Source organism: Arthrobacter sp. lap29, assembly GCF_032458965.1.
Lineage (GTDB): Bacteria > Actinomycetota > Actinomycetes > Actinomycetales > Micrococcaceae > Specibacter > Specibacter psychrochitiniphilus.
This window is the reverse complement of record NZ_JAUCEK010000009.1, coordinates 120881-139946: the sequence shown is the minus strand read 5'-3', so window position 1 is coordinate 139946 and position 19066 is coordinate 120881. Positions and strand designations below refer to the sequence as shown.

Here is a 19066-nt window from a genome sequence, read left to right as displayed (position 1 = left end):
AGATTATGAAACGTCCCTTTTTGAAGGCGGCTGGAGCACTGACAGCCGTCCTGATATCGTGCTCGTTCATGCAGGCTGCTGTAGCCGTCCCATCGACGCTGGCTGACTCAACAGCTCCCCCCGCAACAGCCACCATGTCTGCACTAACTCCAGAACGCGATGAGACAAGCGTCCTGCGCAACCCGGGTATGGGCTGGATGGCGTACGCCGAAGAGTTTGACCACGCATTGGCAGACGCCAACGCATTTTGGGGCGAGGTTGGACCAAACTCTGCTGCGTCTTCCGTGGTATATCTGCGCATCCCGTGGTCACGTCTAGAACCCGCGGAAGGGAAATACGCTTGGGATGTAGACGAGAACTTCAAATCCTTCATTAAGCAGGCCAAAGACCACGGCCAACGCCTCGCTTTCCGAGTTTTTGTGGATAGCCAGGATACCCACCAACAGGCAACACCCCAGTTCGTTTTCGATGCGGGAGCCACAGGCTACGGCGCCCCCTCAAATTCATCGTTCAAAACCCCGCATGCGAACAATGCAATCTTCCGGGCCAAGTTCGAGAACTTCATGGCTGCCTTCGGTGCACGCTTTGATAATCCCGAAGAGGTCGATTTTGTCGATACGAACACCATTGGGCATTGGGGAGAAATGCACAACTACCAAGCTGGACCCACGGCTGGCGCCGAACCGGTCCTGCAATGGTTGGGTAACCTCTACCGCAAATCCTTCTCGCATGTTCTACTGGCGCTGAACTTCGCTCCGGCCTTCAGCTACACAGAATTGGATCAGCAGATCGCCAAGGGATCCATCATGCGCCGCGATAGCTTGGGCAGCACCCTGTGGTTCCCTCAGGATCAAAAAAATGCTATTTCTTCACGCTTCCCGAACACCATTTTGGTGGGGGAAAACTGCTACCAGAACTTCACTATCAGGGAGACTTCCTGCGATGATAGCTTCAAGGTCCCCGGAGCCAAGCCCTACCGCCCCATGCTGGAGCGAGTTGTAGCCGACGCCAAGCAACTGCACGCCAACTACTTGGATCTGCGCCACGAGCCTGACGTGAAAACTTGGGTAGTTGACAACCCTGACTTGGTGCAGGACTTCGCCATCAACGGCGGCTACCGTCTAGCACCTGGCACCGTAAACATGCCTTCAGTTCTTCCCTTTGGCGCACGCCAGGCCACAGTCTCCTCAAGTTGGACCAATACGGCTTGGGGCCGGATGCCTAACGACAACCCACAGTGGAATAACAAGTACCAGGTTTCCTACGCGCTGCTGAATAAAGTCACTGGCGAACCTGTCTACCAGATACAGTCTGACGTTAATCCTGGCTCTTGGATCAAGGGAACTAGTTACCCAACCAGCACGGTTTTTGCACCCACCGACGTCCCCGCTGGGAGCTATGACTTCGCCATTGCAATTGTGGACAAAACTCGCAACAATGCTCCCGGTATCAAATTAGCGTTGACTGGCGCTCCCAGCACCACCGGCTGGAATAAGCTCGGCACCACAGTGTTAGAAGCCGCCCCGGACACAACTCCCACAGAGACTGCCAGCCCAAGCGCGACTGCTACACCGAGTGCTTCGGCAAGCGCTACTGCTACTGCTACTGCTACTGCTACTGGGAGTGTAACGGCTTCGGTTAGCCCCACCGCTAGCCAGAGTCCGTCTCAGGAACCGGCAACTCCGGGGATTGATCTCAGTGCCGATTCTGTTGCCGCCGGTGGTGGGCTTGTCATTACCGGTGAGAACTTCTTGCCCGGTAGTAGTGCAACGTTCACGCTGCATTCGGAGCCGTTGATATTGGGCACGGCTACTGCTGATGCTCAGGGTGTTGTGCGGCTGAGCGTGCAGTTGCCGGCGAATGTTCCTGTAGGAAGTCACCGGATCATCATTGACGGTAAGGGTTTTGATGGTGAGCTGCAGCAGGTTAGTGCACCGTTGATTATCACAGCGGCCACAGTGACTACTCCTGCAACGGATGTCACCACGGCGGCCAGTACTACGGCGCCCGCCACGGGTGGCGATGATCTGGCTAGCACTGGTGCTAAGAACGTGGGGATCGGTGGCTTGGCAGCTCTGTTGCTGGCAGCCGGTGCCACACTGTTCATGCTCAACCGCCGCAGGAGCTCAAGCCACTAATGTGTAGCTACTCCTAGTCAACAGGGTGCGGGGGCTCAGAACAATTGTTCTGAGCCCCCGCACCCACTGTTTAAAACCCCAGCGCCAAACACCAGCCGTATTTAAGACACATGCTGTTGGCAGGGTGGAACGCAGCCCTGAACGTGTTCACGTGGTGACACCGACTTCACCCGATTTGCCCCTCCCGCCTAAACTGGGAGGCATGACCAATAACAACGTTTCTTCTGCCAGCAATCCGTCCGTCGGACTGGTTGGCTGGCGCGGCATGGTCGGTTCCGTTCTGTTGCAGCGCATGCAGGACGAAGGCGACTTCGGCGATATCAACCCTGTCTTCTTCTCCACCTCTAATGCTGGCGGCTCGGCCCCCACCATTACCGGTGCCGGTGATTCCGGCAATCTAGAAGACGCCTTTGATATTGATACGTTGGCCAAACTTCCTATTATTGTCACCGCCCAGGGCGGGGACTACACCTCCCGCGTACACTCCGAACTGCGCAACCGCGGCTGGGACGGGCTCTGGATGGATGCAGCGTCCACCCTGCGCATGAACAACGATTCGATCATTGTGCTGGATCCCATCAACCGTGACGTCATCGATGCGGGGTTGGCCTCTGGAGTGAAGGACTACGTGGGCGGCAACTGCACCGTCTCCTGCATGCTCATGGGGCTCGGTGGGCTCTTCAAGAACAACCTGGTGGAATGGGGCACCTCCATGACCTACCAGGCTGCCTCCGGCGGCGGCGCACGCCACATGCGCGAGCTCTTGAATCAGTTCGGCACGCTCAACTCTGAGGTTGCCAGCGAGTTGGACAACCCGGCCTCGGCCATTTTGGAAATTGACCGTAAGGTTCTGGCTCATCAGCGCGAGGGCGTGGATTCCTCGCAGTTCGGTGTCCCTCTGGCCGGCTCGCTGATTCCCTGGATTGACGCTGATTTGGGCAATGGCCAGTCCAAGGAAGAATGGAAGGCCGGGGTTGAGACCAACAAGATCCTGGGCACCACTGCCGAGAACAAGGTCATCATGGACGGCCTGTGCGTAAGGATCGGCGCCATGCGCTCTCACTCGCAGGCTCTCACTCTGAAGCTTCGCGAGGACCTCTCAGTGGCTGAAATTGAATCCTTGTTAGGCAACGACAACGAGTGGGCCAAGGTGGTTCCGAATACCAAGGACGCTTCCATGGCTGATCTGACCCCTGTTGCCGCCTCCGGCACGCTGGATATTCCGGTAGGCCGTATCCGCAAGATGGAGATGGGCCCCGAGTACATCAGCGCGTTCACCGTGGGCGACCAGCTCCTCTGGGGTGCCGCCGAGCCGCTGCGCCGCATGCTGAAGATCGCCGTCGGCACGCTCTAACTCCTGCTTGCTGGGCCTCCCCGCCGTGATTCACGCAGGGGAGGCTCAGGGCTTTAACCACCGGGCATACGCCGCAGCTGACGTCGCCAGCGCCCTGTGCTGGTTTGGTGTCAACTCTCCAAAAAGCTCCGGCAGCACGACGCCGGCCAGTTGCCTTTGTTTCTCGGGGGCACTTTGCGCTTTGCGCCAGGTTCCGGCGACCTGCCCTCCGGCCACCACCGTAGCCTTGAACATCCCGTTGTTGCCCGGCACAGTTAGCGGCGCATGGTGCGGGGCCACGGCTGCACTGCGGTCCGTGTAACCGATCAGGTACTCGTCAAAGCCGGGAAGCAGCAGCACTGAGCGCGCCCCCGGAACGCTCCCCCGCAGCCCCTTACCGCCCAGCAGCTCCGCAGTTTCCGGCGCCAGCCAATAGCGTGTGCCGTTGCATTCGATCGTGACCAGCTGATCCTTGAGCTGCTCCAGAGCGGTGTTGATGTCCTTGAGTGTCAGCTTCGCCCACCACTGAAAATCCCTCATAGTTGCCGGGCCATGGCCGCGGAAATATCGCAGGGCCAGCTCCGCAAGTGCCGCCTCGCGTGGCAGTACCCGCGGGTTCCTAATCCATTGCTTTGCGCTGACAAAGTACTGTCCGTTGCCATTGCCGCCCAGGTTGATGGGCCCTTGGACAAGGGTTCCGTCAAGGCAGAGCACGAACAGGAAGTGATAGCCGCGTTGGGCCTTGGTATATTGCCCTGCCTGTTCAAACGCGGCTAGGAGTTGTTCGCGCGGGGCCTTTCCGCCTGAGCGTTCCAGCAGCGCCAGGGCAAGCTCGCGCACGTGGGCGATGTCCGAGGCAGTAATGTCCAGCTGGCGGTGGCGGGTGGCAAGGCTCTTGTACATGCGTTCTGCCGTCAGGGAGAGGATCCAGCCAAGGTCCTCGGCGGCGCTCACATGCAAGGTGCCGCGCATCGGCCAGGACCTAACAAGTTGGCCGCTGTTGAACGCGGCCTCCACACTGGCGCGGGTACTTGCGGGTGAGCGCAGGCCAATGGACCACAGGGCTCCTTGGAAGTCTTGACCTTGGAGCGCTGTCAGGGAACGCACAACGTCCACCGGCCCCGGACTGGGGCTGGTGGACGTTGTGAAAATTCCTTGGGCGGCGAGCCGCAGCCGAGCGATCTGTGCGGGTGTGACGTTCGAGGCCATTCACCCACTCTACGGCTTGGGCCCACAGCCGCGAGGGACCCGCCGTGAGCTTGCGAGGGGTGGGAGCGCTTGGGCCCACAGCCGCGAGGGACCCGCCGTGAGCTTGCGAGGGGTGGGAGCGGCTGGGGACTAGCGGGAGGTGCGCATGTTCGCTGTGATGGGGCATTCGAAGGGGTCACGCTGGCCCAGACCCACACGGTTCAGATAGCGCATCACGATCATGTACGACTGGCTCAAGGTGGTTTCGGTGTACGTGATGTTTCGCTCGGCGCAGTAGGCACGGACCATGGGCTGGACTGCCTTCAAGTTCCTGGAGGACATGGTGGGGAAAAGGTGGTGTTCGATCTGGTAATTCAAACCGCCCATTCCGGCATCAACCCACCAGCCGCCTGAAATGTTGCGGCTCATCAGGGTCTGGCGGCGCATGAAGTCAATCTTCACGTCTTTGGGAACCAGCGGCATGCCCTTGTGATTGGGGGCGAAGGAGGCACCCATGTAGAAGCCCAGAGTCATGACATGCACTGCAACGAAGGCCAAGCCGATTCCCCAACCGAGGAAGGCAATGGTGAGAGCAGGCAGGATGACCAAGCGGATAGCCAGCAAGCCGATCTCCGCCTTGCGCTGCGGGACAATCTCGCTGCGGTCAAGCACGCGCTTGATGGAGGCAACGTGCAGATCCAGGGCAACGAGTGTCAGCAGCGGGAAGAGGAAGTACCCTTGACGGGCGGCAAACCACTTGGCGAAGCCGGTGCGCTTGGCTGCGTTTTCGGGATCAAACACCACAACCCCGGGGTCAATGTCTCCGTCAACACCGATCTTGTTGGGGTTCAAGTGATGCTTGCCGTGCTTGTTCATCCACCAGCCGTAGCTCATGCCCACAAAGAGGTTCCCGGCAATACGGGCCAGCCAGGCATTGCTCTTAGCCGAGGCGAAGACCTGGCGGTGTGCGGCATCGTGAGAGATGAAGGCAGTGTGTGTGCACATGAAGCCCAACAGCACGGCTGTGAGAATCTGCCACCAGCTCTGACCCAATGTCAGGAACAGTGCCAGGACCATCAGGTAGCCAATACCTTGACGGATGAAGCGGGTCACATACCAAGTGACATCGCGGGCCATGAGGCCGGTAGCACGCACCTCTTCAGTGAGCTTGATGAAGTCCGTGGTGTGGCGGTCACGCACAGGCCGCTTTCTGGCAACCTTCACTGTGGAGGGTCCGTCCAGTACTTCCGGGCTATCAAGTGTTGCCGACGTCATGAGGCTCCTTACACTGGCCTACCCGAAGGAACACCGTGTCAATAGAAAAAGCTGAATCTTTCCATTAACACTAGGAAAATATGCCGCAGTCCACATCACACCAGGGAGCCGTCTTAACCCCCTACTGGGGTATGGGGTGGGCGCACGAATGGGCTGGCTCGCCCACGCAGGGCGCTAAAGCGAGCAGCCCACCAGCACCGGTTCGGGAACTAAAGTGATACCAAATTTACGCACGACGCCGTCCCGCACCGTCCGCGCAATCATCAAAATGTCCTCGGCGCGAGCCCCGCCACGGTTCGTAATGGCGAGCGTGTGCTTACTGGAGAGGGAAGCACGAGGCGGGGTCCCGGCGTCGTACCTCCCGTCAGCGAGGTTCAGCTCACCGGCAAGGCCGTAGCCCTTGGAGAACCCAGCCTGTTCGATCAGCCAGGCCGCGCTGAGCTTTACCAGCTCCCCGGCCGGCCAGCGAGGGGCGTCGGCGGGCAGGGCGGCAGCCAGCTCCGGCGCGACCTGGGGGTTGGTGAAGAAGGAACCGGTGGAGTAGGTATCACGGTCGGCCGCGTCCAGGACCATGCCCTTGGAAGCGCGCAGGGTCAGCACGGTCCGGCGAACCTCGAGGGAGTTGGCGCGCTTGCCAGGCTCCACCTCAAGGCGCTTGGCCAGTTCGGCATACTTGATGGGCGCACTCATCCGGCCCAAAAGCAGCTGAAATTCCACTGTGAGGACCACAAAGCGAGGAGAACCGTTAAGGGTGGCGGACTTCAAGAGCGAGTTCCGGTAGCTGAAGTTGAGTTCATGATTGGTGAAGGTCCGCACGGCGTTGTTCTCCCGGTCCCAGGTGCGCACGGCGGCTATGGTTTGGGCCACCTCACATCCGTAGGCTCCCACATTCTGAACAGGAGTGGCACCAGTGCTACCAGGAATTCCAGAGAGCGCCTCAAGACCGCTCCATGCGTGCAAAACGGTTTGATGCACAAAATCATCCCAGTTGTGCCCGGCCTGAACAACCACCGAGGCGCCGCCGCAGGAATCCTCTGAATCAGCCACATAACCTTCGCTGGCGATCTTCACCACCGTGCCTTCGAACCCCTCATCCGCCACCACCAAGTTGGAACCGCCGCCAATAATGAGCAGCGGCTCACCAGCGTGATCCGCGGCTTGGACGGCGTCAATAATTTGCGCTTCAGTGGTGGCCACAACAAAGGTGCGGGCGGGGCCGCCCACGTCAAGGGTGGTCAGGGAGCTGAGGGTCTTTTGCGCATTCACCATTCCACACTATCTCCCTGCGGGGAGCTTGACCTCGTCCAGGTACTTGGGCCGGCGCACCACGGGGGTGAGGAAGAACGCAACCACCAGCATCACCAGCACGGCCAGCAGCGAATGCAGAACACCCACGTGCTCTGCCAGCAGACCCAACAACGGCGGGCCGCCGAGGAAGGCGCCGTAGCCCACAGTGGAAACCACTGACACCCGGGCTGCGGCGTGGGCTGGATCGTCTGAGGCAGCAGACATCGCTACCGGGAAGCCCAACGCGGAGCCAAGACCCCACAGCACCAGGGCGCCCAGCGCAATCTCGGCGGTTGGCGCAAAGACAAATAACCCCAACCCAATAACAGCCAATGCCGCGCCAACTCGGAGCACAATCACCCGGCCGTACTTGTCCAAAACCACTGTTCCGGCAAAGCGACCAACCGTCATAGCTGACACAAAGATGCCATAACCAACAGCACCAATCGCGGCCGTTGACCCGTAGCCGTCAACCATGGCCAGGGCCACCCAGTCCCCCGCAGCACCTTCGGCCAGGCCAAGGCCCAGCACAAGGGCGCCCAGCATCAAGGTGCGTGGGTCACGCCAGGCCGCGGCGATTTTCGCCTTGCCAGCCATTTTCGCCTCGGCTGCTTTTTTTGCCTGGTCTGCTGTGGCGGCACTGCCTGTTGTGGCAGTTCCAGATGTTCCTGCTCCAGTGGTTCCGGCGGTGATGACGGGAAGGGGCCCGGTGCCGGGAACTGCTCCTGAGCTGTCCAATTCAACCAGCGTGCCGGAGGAGGAATTCAGCCTGTCCGCTTGGTAGTGGCTGGTGCCGATCAAAACTGCAATGCACACGGCAATGGAGATCACTGACAGGTGAAGGCCCACGGGAACGTGCATGGACGCGGCCAGCGCACCCAGCCCTGCTCCCACCACGGTGCCGATGCTGAAGGAGCCGTGCAGCCGCGGCATGATGTGCCGGCCCAGGGCCCGCTCAACAGCTGCACCTTCAATGTTGGAGGACGTGTTCCAGCTGCCCGTTCCCAGGCCCACGAACACCAGCCCAATCCCCACCACGAGTGTTTCTGAAAAAACCGTGGCACCGAGACCCATGACAATGACACCAAAGGTTTGGATAATACTGCCAACACGTGAAGTTAGTTTTGAGCCCAGGCGCAGCACCACCAGGCCAGATACCGCCACTGAGACAAAGGATCCCAGCGACATGCACAGCAGCATCAGCCCGATCTCCCCGGGGGTCAGCCCAAGGTCGTCGCGGATGGCGGGAATGCGTGAAACCCAGCTGGCGAAGACCAACCCGGAACCGGCGTAGGCGGTGATGACACCGTTGCGCCAAGCGGAAACCTGACTCACGCCACCCGAACCACTGCTTGGGCTTTGACGAGAACTTTCTGGCCATCCAAGGTGACAGTGAGATCAATGCGTGCGGTCCCGGCGTCGGAATCCAGAGCGCCCACCACACCAACAATTTCCACCTGAGCTCCTGGCGCACCATCGAGGTCCGCAACGGGAACAGGCTTGGTGAAACGCGTCCCATAAGAGAGAACGGCGCCCGGGTCACCGATCCAGTCGGTCACCAACTGCACGGCCGCACCCATAGTGAACATGCCGTGGGCAATGACACCTGGCAGCTCTACCGCACGGGCAAAGCGTTCGTTCCAGTGAATAGGGTTGAAGTCACCCGAGGCGCCGGCGTACTTGACCAAGTCTGCACGGCTGATCTCAAGGGAGCGTGCGCCGATCTGGGCGCCCACGGCAAGATCTGCAAAGTTTACTGTTGCGCTCATTACTGCTCCTCCCCGCGAACCAGGATTGCTGAAACGGTGGTGGCAACGGATTCGCCGTCCGCCGTCGAAATTTCTGCACGGGTGGTGATCATGGCTCCTCCACCCATAGCACGGACGCCGTCAACATGCAGTTCCGCCAGCAATTCATCTCCTGCCACAATGGGGCGGTGATGCGTGAAACGCTGTTCGGCGTGGACCACGCGGGAGAAATCAATCCCTGAATCGGGATCGTTGATCAACAGCGCATCGGCACGTTGGGCCACAATAATGGCGTAGGTGGGAGGAGCAACCAGATCCGCGTAGCCCAGGGTGTGGGCTTCGGACACGAAAAAATGGGCTGAATTGGTGGCTTTGACGGCCCTGGCGAAGTCCCGAATGGACTCCCTGCCAACGCTGTACGGTTCACCGAGTGAATAGCTGCGGCCCTGCAGCTCTGGGTTGATGGTCATGATCTTAAGGGTATAGCCCGCAGGGCGCTGGACGCACACTAAGACCGGGCATCGGAGCGCATCTTGGCGACGATTGACAACAAGGAATCAAGATCAACGTTTTCCTGCCCATGATCCTGTTTTTGAACACCGGAGGGGAAATTTTTCACACCAGCTGGGAAGCCAAACAACGCTGCGTTGTAGTAGAGGCCATCGCCGAGCAACATGATGGCCCTGGCCACCGCCGGGTCACCAATATCGCGGAGAATCAACTCAAACCAGCGGGCGTGCAGGTCAACAAAGGCCTGCTGGACGCTGTCCTCGTCGCTTTGGATCAGTCTTTGGGCCGCAACAATGCACCGGTCAAAAACAGTGCCACCAAAGACGCTGGTGCGAACATAGTAGCTAGCGCACCCTTCGGGATCTATGTCCATGGCCGCAAAGTCCTGCTCGGCGTATTCTCGAAGCTGAGCAAGGAGACCTTCAACGAGCGCTTCTTTGCTTTTGAAGTGGTACAGCAACCCGCCCTTGGAGACACCGGCGGAAGCGGCGACGGCGTCAAGTGTGGCAGCCTGTGGACCGTCACTTATCAGGAGGTCAACATAGGCAGCCAGGACCCGTTCCCGCGCCGAAGTTTGTTTAGTCATGTGACCACCTTACAAGAAGTGACACAAAATACCGTCCAGACGGTACAGTGAACCGTCCGGACGGTATACAATAGGAGGTATGGCTTTGACTTCCACACCACCAAAAACCGGTTCTTCCTCGAGCATTCCACGCGCTGGCATCCGCGCTTGGATAGCTCTAGCTGTGCTCATGCTCCCGGTGCTCTTGGTTTCCGTGGACAACACTGTCCTGAGCTTTGCCATCCCTTCCATCTCCCTTGCCTTGACCCCATCAGCGTCCGAGCTGTTGTGGATCATTGATGTTTACCCCCTGATCCTGGCTGCGCTGCTGGTTCCTATGGGCAGCATGACTGATCGGTTTGGCAGACGGAAGCTTTTGCTGATCGGCAGCACCGGCTTTGCTGTGGTCTCGGCTTTTGCAGCCTTTGCCCCCAGCGCAGGGGCCTTGATTGGCTACCGCGCCTTGTTGGGTCTTTTTGGTGCCATGCTGATGCCAGCAACCCTGTCTCTGATTCGCAATGTGTTCTTACACCCGGCCCAGCGACGCACAGCCATAGCCATTTGGGCAGCCGGCTTCTCCGGCGGTGCGGCGTTGGGGCCGATTGTGGGCGGCTTCATCCTGGAGCATTTCTGGTGGGGTGCGGTGTTCCTCATGAGCGTTCCCGTGCTAATCCCCTTACTGATTCTGGCCCCCATCTTTGTGCCCGAATCCAAGGACCCGAACCCAGGCACTATTGATGTGTGGAGTATTCTGCTCTCTTTCGGCACCATGGTTCCAACTATCTTCGGCATCAAGGAAATTGCCCAATCAGGCTTGTCCGTGATCAACGTGGCACTGATTGTGGTGGGGCTTGGCTTAGGTGTGGTCTTTGTCCGGCGCCAAATGCGCCGCGCGAATCCCATGATGGATGTAAGTCTGTTCAAGAATCCCGTATTTAGCGGTAGTGTGAGCGCCAACTTGCTCAGCATCTTTGCACTGGTGGGCTTCTTGTATTTCATCACCCAGCATCTGCAGCTGGTTTTGGGGCTCTCACCCACCCATGCCGCTTACATGCTGGTTCCTGGCCTTGCCATCACCGTCATCTTCGGCTTGCTCTCAGCGAAACTAGCCAATTACGTCCGCCCTTCATGGCTGGTAGTGACCGGGTTGGCGCTGAACGCCGTAGCGTTTTTGATTGTGTGGTTGAACACCGATGGCTCAGTTCTTGGCATCATGATCGCCTTCGCCGTTCTCGGAGCTGGCGTAGGAACCGCGGAAACTATCTCCAACGATCTCATCCTCTCTGCTGCGCCTCCCGCCAAGGCTGGTGCGGCCTCGGCCATCTCAGAGACTGCTTATGAGGTTGGTTCTGTTTTGGGGACCGCCATTTTGGGCAGCATCCTTGCCGCTTCCTACCGGATGAACGTTCTCATTCCGGACGGCGTTTCCGTTGCCGACTCCAACACTGCTTCGCAGACCCTGGGCGGGGCCATCGATGTTGCTGGCACGTTGCCAGCCCCACAGGGACAAGCCTTACTGGAGTCCGCCAAACATGCCTTCGATTCCGGCTCAGGCACGGTGGCTATGGTGAGCGTGGTGCTCATGGTCTGCGCGGCTGTTATGTGTGCGTGGACTCTGCGCAGTGCTGTGAGCGCCCCGGAGTCTGTGGAACACTAGGCTCTGACTGCCGCCAGCCGTGAGTTGAAATTCATCCGTGAGATAAGGTCGCTTTGGGTGTTCAAAGCGACCTTATCTCACGGATGAATCTACTTGGCTGCCGGATTACTTCTTCTTGTTACGGTTCTGAGCTTCTCTGGCGGCTTCGCGCTTTTCCCCGGCTTTGAGCTCCTTGCGGATGTTGCGTCCTCGCAGTCCCAGCGACGCCATGTGAGCTAGCAGTCCCACGCCAATGAAGGGCAGCGCAATGTAGGTCATAGATGCGGTGGATGTAATGGCACCGAGAATGATGATGACAATGCCGATGAACGTCAGCCCCATGCCAGCAAAAACAGCGTATTTGTAAGCGGGCGGAGCAGTTTCCCAAAAGTCGTTTAGCACAGGGCTAAGTCTACAGTTCAGGAACCCGAGTGGGCCCACGGCTGCGAGGGGCCCGCCACGAGCTTGCGAGCGGTGGGAGCGGCCAGCGATTAGAAGAGCGATTCCTGCAGCGCCGGTAGCGTGCTCTTATACTCACCGAAGCGAATCTTGCGGCCCTTCAGGGCGCCCAGATCCAGCAGGAACTCCCCGTCCACATCATCGACTCCAACTAGGGCCGTGAGACCCAGCATGGAGTCCAGCCTGATGCCGTGTGCGCCGGAATCCAGAGGTTGCGGGTAGGCTGCGCGCCGGCTCGGCCCCGCCACAGCATCCGAAAATACGCTCCGCTCCCACTGCTCGTCAACAGTATGAAAGCCCTCCAGTGCCAGCCCGCCAACGTAATCACGCACCACGCTGGCCATGGCCTTATTGGTCTGTTCCAGGTGCAGGGGTGGCCGGGGGTGCAAGAGCGCCGCGAACTTGGCCGCTCCACGCACAAATTGGGTAGGTGGCAGGTTCGTGGAGACGCTGTCTTCTAGATGCCGCACCACGGACCCGTCCCGGGCCAGCGCCACGTAGCGGGCCACAAGTGCACCTTGTTCGGCCAGCCGGCGCCACTTGCTAGGTTCGGACGCCGTCCCTACTTTGGTGGTGCCGTCCGCGAAGGTGGCAATGTAGAGCCAATGCCTCTGCGCCAGATACGTCTTCAGCCCGGGCGGGGCAATGCCACTGCGGTGAAAGTCATGCATGTACCGCATTTCATCTTTCCCGAAACAGGCACCGCACTGAAAACCTCGCTCTGCAGGCTGGCCTGTGGGGCACGGGACATGATGAGGCTGTCCAGAAACATTCACCAAGGCGAACCCCAAGCAATGCCGGGCCGGGACGCCATCACCACGGAGCACCTCAAACTTCAGCCACTGCCCCGGCACCAAGGGCAGCTGCGCATCGCCGTCGTCCGTGGTGAGGGACAGTGAGGGCCCCTCCGCCGACCAGGACACGCCGCGCACCAAGGCAGCGCCCTGGTGCTGGACAAGCTTGACCAGCAGCGGCGGGGCTTGCTCGCTCACCGGCGGTGTCAGACTGCGGGCTGGACGCCGTATGCGATGGCCAGCTTCATGATCTTCTCGGCGCGGCCCAGGCGGGGGAGGTCGGAGCCGTCACGAATGACGCCGCCGCGGGCCTCGAAATCGTTCATGAAGTCGGTGGCCCAGGCAACATCGGTGGGTGTGGGGCTGATGACTTCGTTGATAATGGTGGTCTGATCGATGGCCAGGCAGAGTTTGCCGGTCATGCCCATGGAGACGGTGATGGCCGACTGCTCGCGCAGGATCGGGTGGCTGGTACCGACGGTGGGGCCGTCAATGGGGCCGGGCAGATTGCCAACACGGCTGGCAACCACGAGCTTGGCGCGCGGGTAAGCCATGGCTTCGCGGTCTGCGGCCATGCCGGTGTCGCGGCGGAAGTCGCCGGAGCCGAATGCCAGCCGGAAGGCGCCTTCGGCGCGGGCAATGTTATTGGCTTCTTCGATGCCCAGGGCGGACTCCACCAGTGCCAGCACGCGGGTCTTGCCGTCGAGGCGGTGGTAGGTTTCCTTGACCTGCTCGGCATGCTCGGTCTTAGCCAGCATGACACCCAGCAGTCCGGGGACGTTGCGCAGGCCTGCGACGTCATCAGCCCAGAATTTGGAGTGGACATCATTGATGCGTACCCATGCCCGGCCGCCGTTACGCAGCCAGTTCACCACATCGTTACGGGCGCCGTCCTTGAGCTTCGGGTCAACGGCATCCTCAATATCCAGTACCACGGCGTCGGCGCGAGAGTTAGCGGACTCGTCAAAGATTTCCGGGCGCGTTGCTGGGACGAGCAACCAGGAACGGGCGATCTCAGCGGGGATGTTGCGGGTGCGGACAGGTGCGGGAGCGGCTTCATTGCCAACGGAGCTAGACATACCTCTAGGGTATCTCGCAAAGCCAAACGATTCTGTGTGCCACCCTACAAAGCCTTGCGGAGAACACTGGCGGAATGCACCAGCTAACAGCCGCTCAGCTCTCCGGGGTGATCATGGTGCGCAAATCCAACTGCCGCAGCACCCTGTCCACAACCTCCGGATCGGCGTCGCTTTCGTTGCGGGCGTTGAGCACTTCCGTGCGGGCAGCGTCTAGGGCAATTGTTTGGACGGTGATGGCAAGTTCCCGGCCACGACGGCGGCGCTCCTGCATGCTTTCATCCTTGAGAGAGCCATCAAGAAGTTCCGCGTGCAGCCGTCTCATCTTTTCCTTCACCACAGCCACTTTCTCGGGTGGGAGGGAACGGATTAGCTCGTGGTCACGCAAGGCCGCCACAGCTGCTTCCTGGGCGCGCAGGGCCAGGAGTTTGGCCGCCTCACGTTCCTCGGCGCCGTCATCCGTTGCCTTCAACATGCGCATGAGCCCGGGAAGGGTCAGGCCCGGCAGCACCAGGGTGGTCAGCAGGACGGCACACGCCACGACGATGATCTCGTGCCGGGCCGGGAAATCTGCTCCGCCGGGCAGCGTCACCGGCAGCGCAAGGGCCAGGGCCAGGGTTGCCAGCCCGCGCATGCCGCACCAAGTGAGGATCACGACGTCCTTGAGGCTGGTTGGCGGCAGGTCACCCTCGTTCTTCCTGGAGAGCAGGGCCAGCAGCGCAAACCAAGAGAAGCGAATCAGAATGGTCAAAAGGCTGATCCCGATGGCTAGGGGAAGCATGCCCCAGATGGCCTGGCCTTCAACCTTGATGACTTCGCGTACTTCCAGCCCCACCAGCCCAAACGCCAGACCCGTCACCAGCAGTTCCACCACATCCCAGAACGCTGCCCGGGTGATGCGTTCGGTGGCGTCCTCGGCCCGGGCATGGCGCTTGATTTCCAGGGCAGTGACGACGACGGCTATGACACCTGAGGCGTGTACCTCCTCGGCCAGGATGTAGGCCGCGAAGGGCACCACTAGGGTTACCGCACTGCGAGCCACGGACGAGCTGATGAGCCTACTGATGACACGCGTCAACCAGCCCATGAGCATGCCCACCACAATGGCAATGACAGCGCCTAGCAGGAAGCGGCCCACCACACCCAGCCCAAACGGCTGCCCGTCTGTGGCACTGGCCACTGCCGTCTGAAAGATCACGATGGCGGCGGCATCGTTGAACAGCCCCTCGCTTTGCAGCACCGTGATGAGCCGGCGCGGCATGTGGACCCGCCCGGCAATGGATTCCACGGCCACAGGATCCGGCGGGGCACACATGGCACCAAGTGCAATGGCGGCGGGAATGCCGATGCTGGGGATGAGTAGCCACGCCGCGCCAGCCACCGCGGCAGTGGTGACTACTACCAGTGCCACCGCCAACAAGAAGATGGTCCGCCAACGGATCCGGAACACCGCCCAGGAACTCTTTTGGGCTGTGGCAAAGAGCAGCGGTGGAAGGAAAATCGGCAGGATCAACTCCGGCTCAATCCGCAGGTCGGGGAACCCCGGGATGAAAGTCAGCGCTCCGGCCATGATCATCATCAGCACCGGATAAGGCAGTTTGAGCCGGTCCCCCAAGCCCACGGCAACGACTGTGGCAAAAAGGAGCCCGACGATCAGTATTAGCTGTTCCACACCAGCTACTTTACGGGGCTATTGCCTGCGCTATGGGCACTTGGCCGTCACTGAATTCGATGGTGCGCAGGATGGTTTCTGCGTCCTGCAGTGCTGCTGCCACCACCAATGCCGTATTGGCGCGGGAGGTCCCGCTGGAGCCGCCCGGTGCGCGGCGTGCCGCCGGTGTGGGATCGATCAATCCTGTGGGCGCATCCAAGGTGAGGGTTCCGGGCGCGAGGATGGTCCAGCCGAGGGTACTGGCCCGCAGGTGCGCGTCGGCGGCCGCCTTGGCTTGCGCGTACGCGTAGAAGCTGTTCTCCGGCGGCACACCGTGATCCGGCCCAGCACCAAGGTAAGAGACCATCAGGAACCGTGGGACGTTGGCGGCCTCAGCCGCATCTATAGAGGCAATGGCGGCGTCTCGGTCCACCGCGTAGGTGCGTTCAGCACTGCCTCCGCCAGCCCCGGCTGCCCAGATCACGGCGTCATATCCGGTGAAGAGCTCACTCAGTTCCTCCACCGAGGAGGTGACGAGGTCTGCTAAGACGGGGGTTGCCCCGCACTGCGCTACCTCATCAATGTGAGCGGGGTTGCGAATCACCGAAGTAACCTCCACGCCAGCTTCCTTCAATAACGGGGCTAGCAATAGCGCCACTTTCCCGTGCCCGCCAATAATTAGAACCTTCACCATGATTTCTCCTTCACTCGTGCCTGGACTGCTGGTGGCAGCCTACTCCACGCAGCAGAGGACAGTGCCCCACGCAGTTTTCGCTGCACTTGGACTGGGTGCAGCAAAAAACCCGCAGCTTCGGGCTGAACTAGCCTGAAACTACGGGTTTTCTTTGGTAGCGGCACCGAGACTCGATCTCGGGACCTCACGATTATGAGTCGTGCGCTCTAACCAACTGAGCTATGCCGCCCCAAATAAGAATAGCCCGTGCCGCCCCGGACAAAACCGTCTCGACACGAGCTTTCTCATTTGCGAGCCCCCCACCGGAATCGATCCGGTGACCTCGTTCTTACCAAGAACGCGCTCTACCACTGAGCTAGGGGGGCAACGAGAAAATACTTTACCAGTGCTTTCCGGAGATGTGAAATCGGCACTTGTCTCAGGGGGTCTCTGCGAGTGAAACAGGGGCTCTTTCGCCCCTGCAAGGCGCTACCATGACTGCAAAAAATCCCTAGAATTCAAGGCCAAAGAGGCCAATCGGGGAAGCGAAATGAGTTGCGTCACATGAGTGAACATTCCGGCATCTACAAACCAAAAAGGCCGGCCACCCCTGAGGGTGACCGGCCTTATTTAGTGCCTTAGAGCGTGGTTATTACCACTTGCCCTTGCTGTTGAAGCTCTGTCCACCTTCGTGGCGGGGACGGCGGTCGCCGCCACCGTGGCCCGTGTGGCCCTGGCCGCCACGATCCGAGCTGAAGCCGCGGTCGTTGCCACGGTCCGCTCCGCGATCGGCACCACGGAAGCCGCCACGGTCGCCGTCGAACTTCTTCTTGAAACCGCCCTGGCCGCGATCGGTGCGCTCTTCACGAGCCTTGTACGGGGCTCCGGCGCCTCCGCCGGAGGGGCGGCGGCCGTTGTCCAGTTCGAGGTTGATGAGCTCGCCGCTGATGCGGGTGCGGCTCAGTGCCTTCCACTGATCCTTGGACAGGTCTGCAGGCAGTTCAACCAAGGTGTGATCGGAGCGGATGTCAATGCCACCGATCTGTGAGGAGGAGAGGCCACCTTCGTTGGCAATGGCGCCAACAATGGATCCGGGCATGACGCGCTGGCGGCGGCCTACCGAGATGCGGTAGGTGGCGTTGCCCTCGGTCAGGGTGCGGGTGGGGCCACGTGAGCCGAACCCGTCCTTGGAGCGGTCCTTCTTCTGGTATTCCGGGGCTGCCGGCAGATCGTTGACGAGCAACGGCTGGTTTCCCTGAGCCAGGACGGCCAAGGCAGCGGCAATCTCTGAGGCCGGAACGTCATGCTCCTGCTCGTAGGAGGCAATCAAGTCGCGGAACTTGGCAACGTCTTGGCTGGCCAGAGTCTCGGTGATCTTCTCAGCGAACTTGCCCAAACGCAGGGAGTTGATGGTTTCCGCGGACGGCAGGTGCATCTGGTCCACGGGCTGGCGGGTAGCCTTTTCGATGGCGCGCAGCAGGTACTTCTCGCGCGGGGTCATGAACAGAATCGCGTCACCTGAACGGCCTGCACGGCCCGTACGGCCAATGCGGTGCACGTAGGACTCGGTGTCGTGCGGGATGTCGTAGTTGATGACGTGCGTGATGCGCTCAACGTCAAGGCCACGGGCCGCAACGTCGGTAGCTACCAGGATGTCGATTTTTCCGCTGCGGAGGGCTTCGATGGTGCGCTCACGCTGCTGCTGGGGGATGTCACCGTTGATGGCGGCAGCCTGGAAGCCGCGTGCCTTGAGCTTGTCAGCCAGGTCTTCGGTGGCCATCTTGGTGCGCACAAACGCGATGACGCCTTCGAACTCTTCAACCTCGAGCACGCGGGTTAGCGCGTCAAGCTTGTGCGGGCCCATGACCTGCAGGTAGCGCTGGCGTGTGTTGGCGCCAGTGGTGGTCTTGGACTTGACCGTGACCTCGGCCGGGTTATTCAGGTACTGCTTGGAGATACGGCGGATCGCACCGGGCATGGTGGCGGAGAAGAGGGCAACCTGCTTCTCCTTCGGGGTCTCGGCCAGGATCTTCTCGACGTCCTCGGCGAAGCCCATGCGGAGCATTTCGTCGGCTTCATCCAGAACCAAGTACTGCAGCCTGGACAGGTCCAAGGAGCCCTTGGAGAGGTGGTCGATGACGCGGCCCGGGGTACCAACAACAACCTGTGCACCGCGGCGCAGGCCAGCGAGCTGGGGGCCGTAAGCTGAGCCACCGTAAACGGGGAGAACTGAGAAGTTCTCCATGTGCTTGGCGTAGGAGGTGAAGGCCTCTGCAACCTGCAGGGCCAATTCACGGGTCGGAGCCAGCACCAGAATCTGGGTGTCCTTGGTGGGTCCGTTGAGGTCCATCAGCTCGGCCATGCGGGACAGGGCGGGAACGGCGAATGCTGCCGTCTTACCGGTACCGGTCTGAGCCAGGCCTACAACGTCGCGGCCTTCGAGCAGCAACGGAATGGTTGCTGCCTGGATGGGGGACGGCTTCTCGTAGCCAACATCGCTTAGGGCAGCCAGCACGCGGCCGTCAATGCCCATATCGGCGAAAGTAATTTCATTTTCTTCCTCCACGGCGGGGGAAGTTTCAGTCAAGTTTTCGGGCATAGTCAAGAAGTCCTCATTCATAGGGCCGAGCGGCGAGGAACGCCGCACTAGAAGAAATCCAGCCACTACAGGGCATCCCGGGCAGGATCTCGCGCCAAATGCACGCCGTAGGTACGGCCGCCAATGCTAAAAAT

General features: G+C 60.4%; 17 protein-coding genes and 2 tRNA genes. 4 read left to right on the top strand and 15 right to left on the bottom strand.

Translation table 11 applies throughout. The features are described 5' to 3' along the window. The first annotated feature begins 5 nt into the window (after window positions 1-5). Together RY113_RS15290 and asd are read left to right on the top strand one after the other, a co-directional pair. The gene (locus RY113_RS15290; protein ID WP_315915252.1) at window positions 6-2138 is read left to right on the top strand and encodes a DUF4832 domain-containing protein; all 2133 of its coding nucleotides are present in this window, start codon (window positions 6-8) and stop codon (window positions 2136-2138) included. 202 nt (window positions 2139-2340) lie between these two features. Then, window positions 2341-3492 (top strand): aspartate-semialdehyde dehydrogenase, encoded by a 1152-nt coding sequence (gene asd, locus RY113_RS15285; RefSeq protein WP_315915251.1) that lies wholly within the window; start codon window positions 2341-2343, stop codon window positions 3490-3492. A 45-nt stretch (window positions 3493-3537) separates the two neighbouring features. Here the strand turns inward: asd and RY113_RS15280 are convergent, their stop codons facing one another. The 7 genes from RY113_RS15280 to RY113_RS15250 all read right to left on the bottom strand — a co-directional run bounded on the left by RY113_RS15280 (window position 3538) and on the right by RY113_RS15250 (window position 10065). After that, entirely contained in the window at window positions 3538-4680 is a 1143-nt protein-coding gene (locus RY113_RS15280; protein WP_315915249.1) for a winged helix DNA-binding domain-containing protein, read from the bottom strand. A 129-nt stretch (window positions 4681-4809) separates the two neighbouring features. Next, complete coding sequence (locus RY113_RS15275) at window positions 4810-5934, bottom strand: acyl-CoA desaturase (protein WP_110105508.1); 1125 nt, start codon at window positions 5932-5934, stop codon at window positions 4810-4812. A gap of 174 nt (window positions 5935-6108) precedes the next feature. Beyond that, window positions 6109-7203 carry a UDP-N-acetylmuramate dehydrogenase gene (locus tag RY113_RS15270; RefSeq protein ID WP_315915248.1) on the bottom strand — a complete coding sequence of 365 codons (1095 nt, stop codon included), beginning with the start codon at window positions 7201-7203 and terminating at the stop codon, window positions 6109-6111. A 6-nt stretch (window positions 7204-7209) separates the two neighbouring features. Continuing rightward, window positions 7210-8556, bottom strand: a complete 1347-nt coding sequence (locus RY113_RS15265; protein ID WP_315915247.1) for an MFS transporter — start codon at window positions 8554-8556, stop codon at window positions 7210-7212. After that, a complete protein-coding gene (locus RY113_RS15260; RefSeq protein WP_110105505.1) occupies window positions 8553-8990 on the bottom strand; it encodes a MaoC family dehydratase in 438 nt (145 codons plus the stop codon). The genes RY113_RS15265 and RY113_RS15260 overlap by 4 nt, the downstream gene beginning before the upstream one ends. After that, complete coding sequence (locus RY113_RS15255; RefSeq protein ID WP_110105504.1) at window positions 8990-9439, bottom strand: MaoC family dehydratase N-terminal domain-containing protein; 450 nt, start codon at window positions 9437-9439, stop codon at window positions 8990-8992. The genes RY113_RS15260 and RY113_RS15255 overlap by 1 nt, the downstream gene beginning before the upstream one ends. A 38-nt stretch (window positions 9440-9477) precedes the next feature. Next, on the bottom strand, window positions 9478-10065 hold the full coding sequence (locus tag RY113_RS15250) for a TetR/AcrR family transcriptional regulator (RefSeq protein WP_110105503.1): 588 nt from the start codon (window positions 10063-10065) through the stop codon (window positions 9478-9480). Window positions 10066-10144: 79 nt separating this feature from the next. Here RY113_RS15250 and RY113_RS15245 point away from each other — a divergent pair, with 79 nt between their 5' ends. Next, window positions 10145-11701, top strand: coding sequence for an MFS transporter (locus RY113_RS15245; RefSeq protein ID WP_315915245.1), 1557 nt, complete (start codon window positions 10145-10147; stop codon window positions 11699-11701). 105 nt (window positions 11702-11806) lie between these two features. Here RY113_RS15245 and RY113_RS15240 read toward each other — a convergent pair whose 3' ends face one another. The 5 genes from RY113_RS15240 to RY113_RS15220 form a co-directional block, all read right to left on the bottom strand. Continuing rightward, on the bottom strand, window positions 11807-12082 hold the full coding sequence (locus tag RY113_RS15240) for a DUF3188 domain-containing protein (protein WP_110105501.1): 276 nt from the start codon (window positions 12080-12082) through the stop codon (window positions 11807-11809). A gap of 89 nt (window positions 12083-12171) precedes the next feature. Beyond that, window positions 12172-13131 (bottom strand): DUF2797 domain-containing protein, encoded by a 960-nt coding sequence (locus RY113_RS15235; protein WP_315915244.1) that lies wholly within the window; start codon window positions 13129-13131, stop codon window positions 12172-12174. Between the two features lie 8 nt (window positions 13132-13139). Then, window positions 13140-14012: a CoA ester lyase gene (locus tag RY113_RS15230; protein ID WP_110105500.1), complete on the bottom strand. Its 873-nt coding sequence runs from the start codon at window positions 14010-14012 to the stop codon at window positions 13140-13142. Window positions 14013-14106: 94 nt separating this feature from the next. Continuing rightward, complete coding sequence (locus tag RY113_RS15225) at window positions 14107-15681, bottom strand: Na+/H+ antiporter (protein ID WP_315915242.1); 1575 nt, start codon at window positions 15679-15681, stop codon at window positions 14107-14109. A 10-nt stretch (window positions 15682-15691) separates the two neighbouring features. Continuing rightward, on the bottom strand, window positions 15692-16354 hold the full coding sequence (locus tag RY113_RS15220) for an NAD(P)H-binding protein (RefSeq protein ID WP_315915241.1): 663 nt from the start codon (window positions 16352-16354) through the stop codon (window positions 15692-15694). On the opposite strand from RY113_RS15220, the gene RY113_RS15215 reads away from it, so the two are divergent. Further along, the gene (locus RY113_RS15215) at window positions 16353-16490 is read left to right on the top strand and encodes a hypothetical protein (RefSeq protein ID WP_315915240.1); all 138 of its coding nucleotides are present in this window, start codon (window positions 16353-16355) and stop codon (window positions 16488-16490) included. The two genes, RY113_RS15220 and RY113_RS15215, sit on opposite strands and share 2 nt — an antisense overlap. A gap of 16 nt (window positions 16491-16506) precedes the next feature. Here RY113_RS15215 and RY113_RS15210 read toward each other — a convergent pair. From RY113_RS15210 to RY113_RS15200, 3 genes are all read right to left on the bottom strand, one after another. After that, a tRNA-Met gene (locus RY113_RS15210) sits at window positions 16507-16583 on the bottom strand. Window positions 16584-16647: 64 nt separating this feature from the next. Next, a tRNA-Thr gene (locus RY113_RS15205) sits at window positions 16648-16719 on the bottom strand. A gap of 266 nt (window positions 16720-16985) precedes the next feature. Further along, window positions 16986-18953 carry a DEAD/DEAH box helicase gene (locus RY113_RS15200; protein WP_396334251.1) on the bottom strand — a complete coding sequence of 656 codons (1968 nt, stop codon included), beginning with the start codon at window positions 18951-18953 and terminating at the stop codon, window positions 16986-16988. Window positions 18954-19066: the final 113 nt, after the last annotated feature.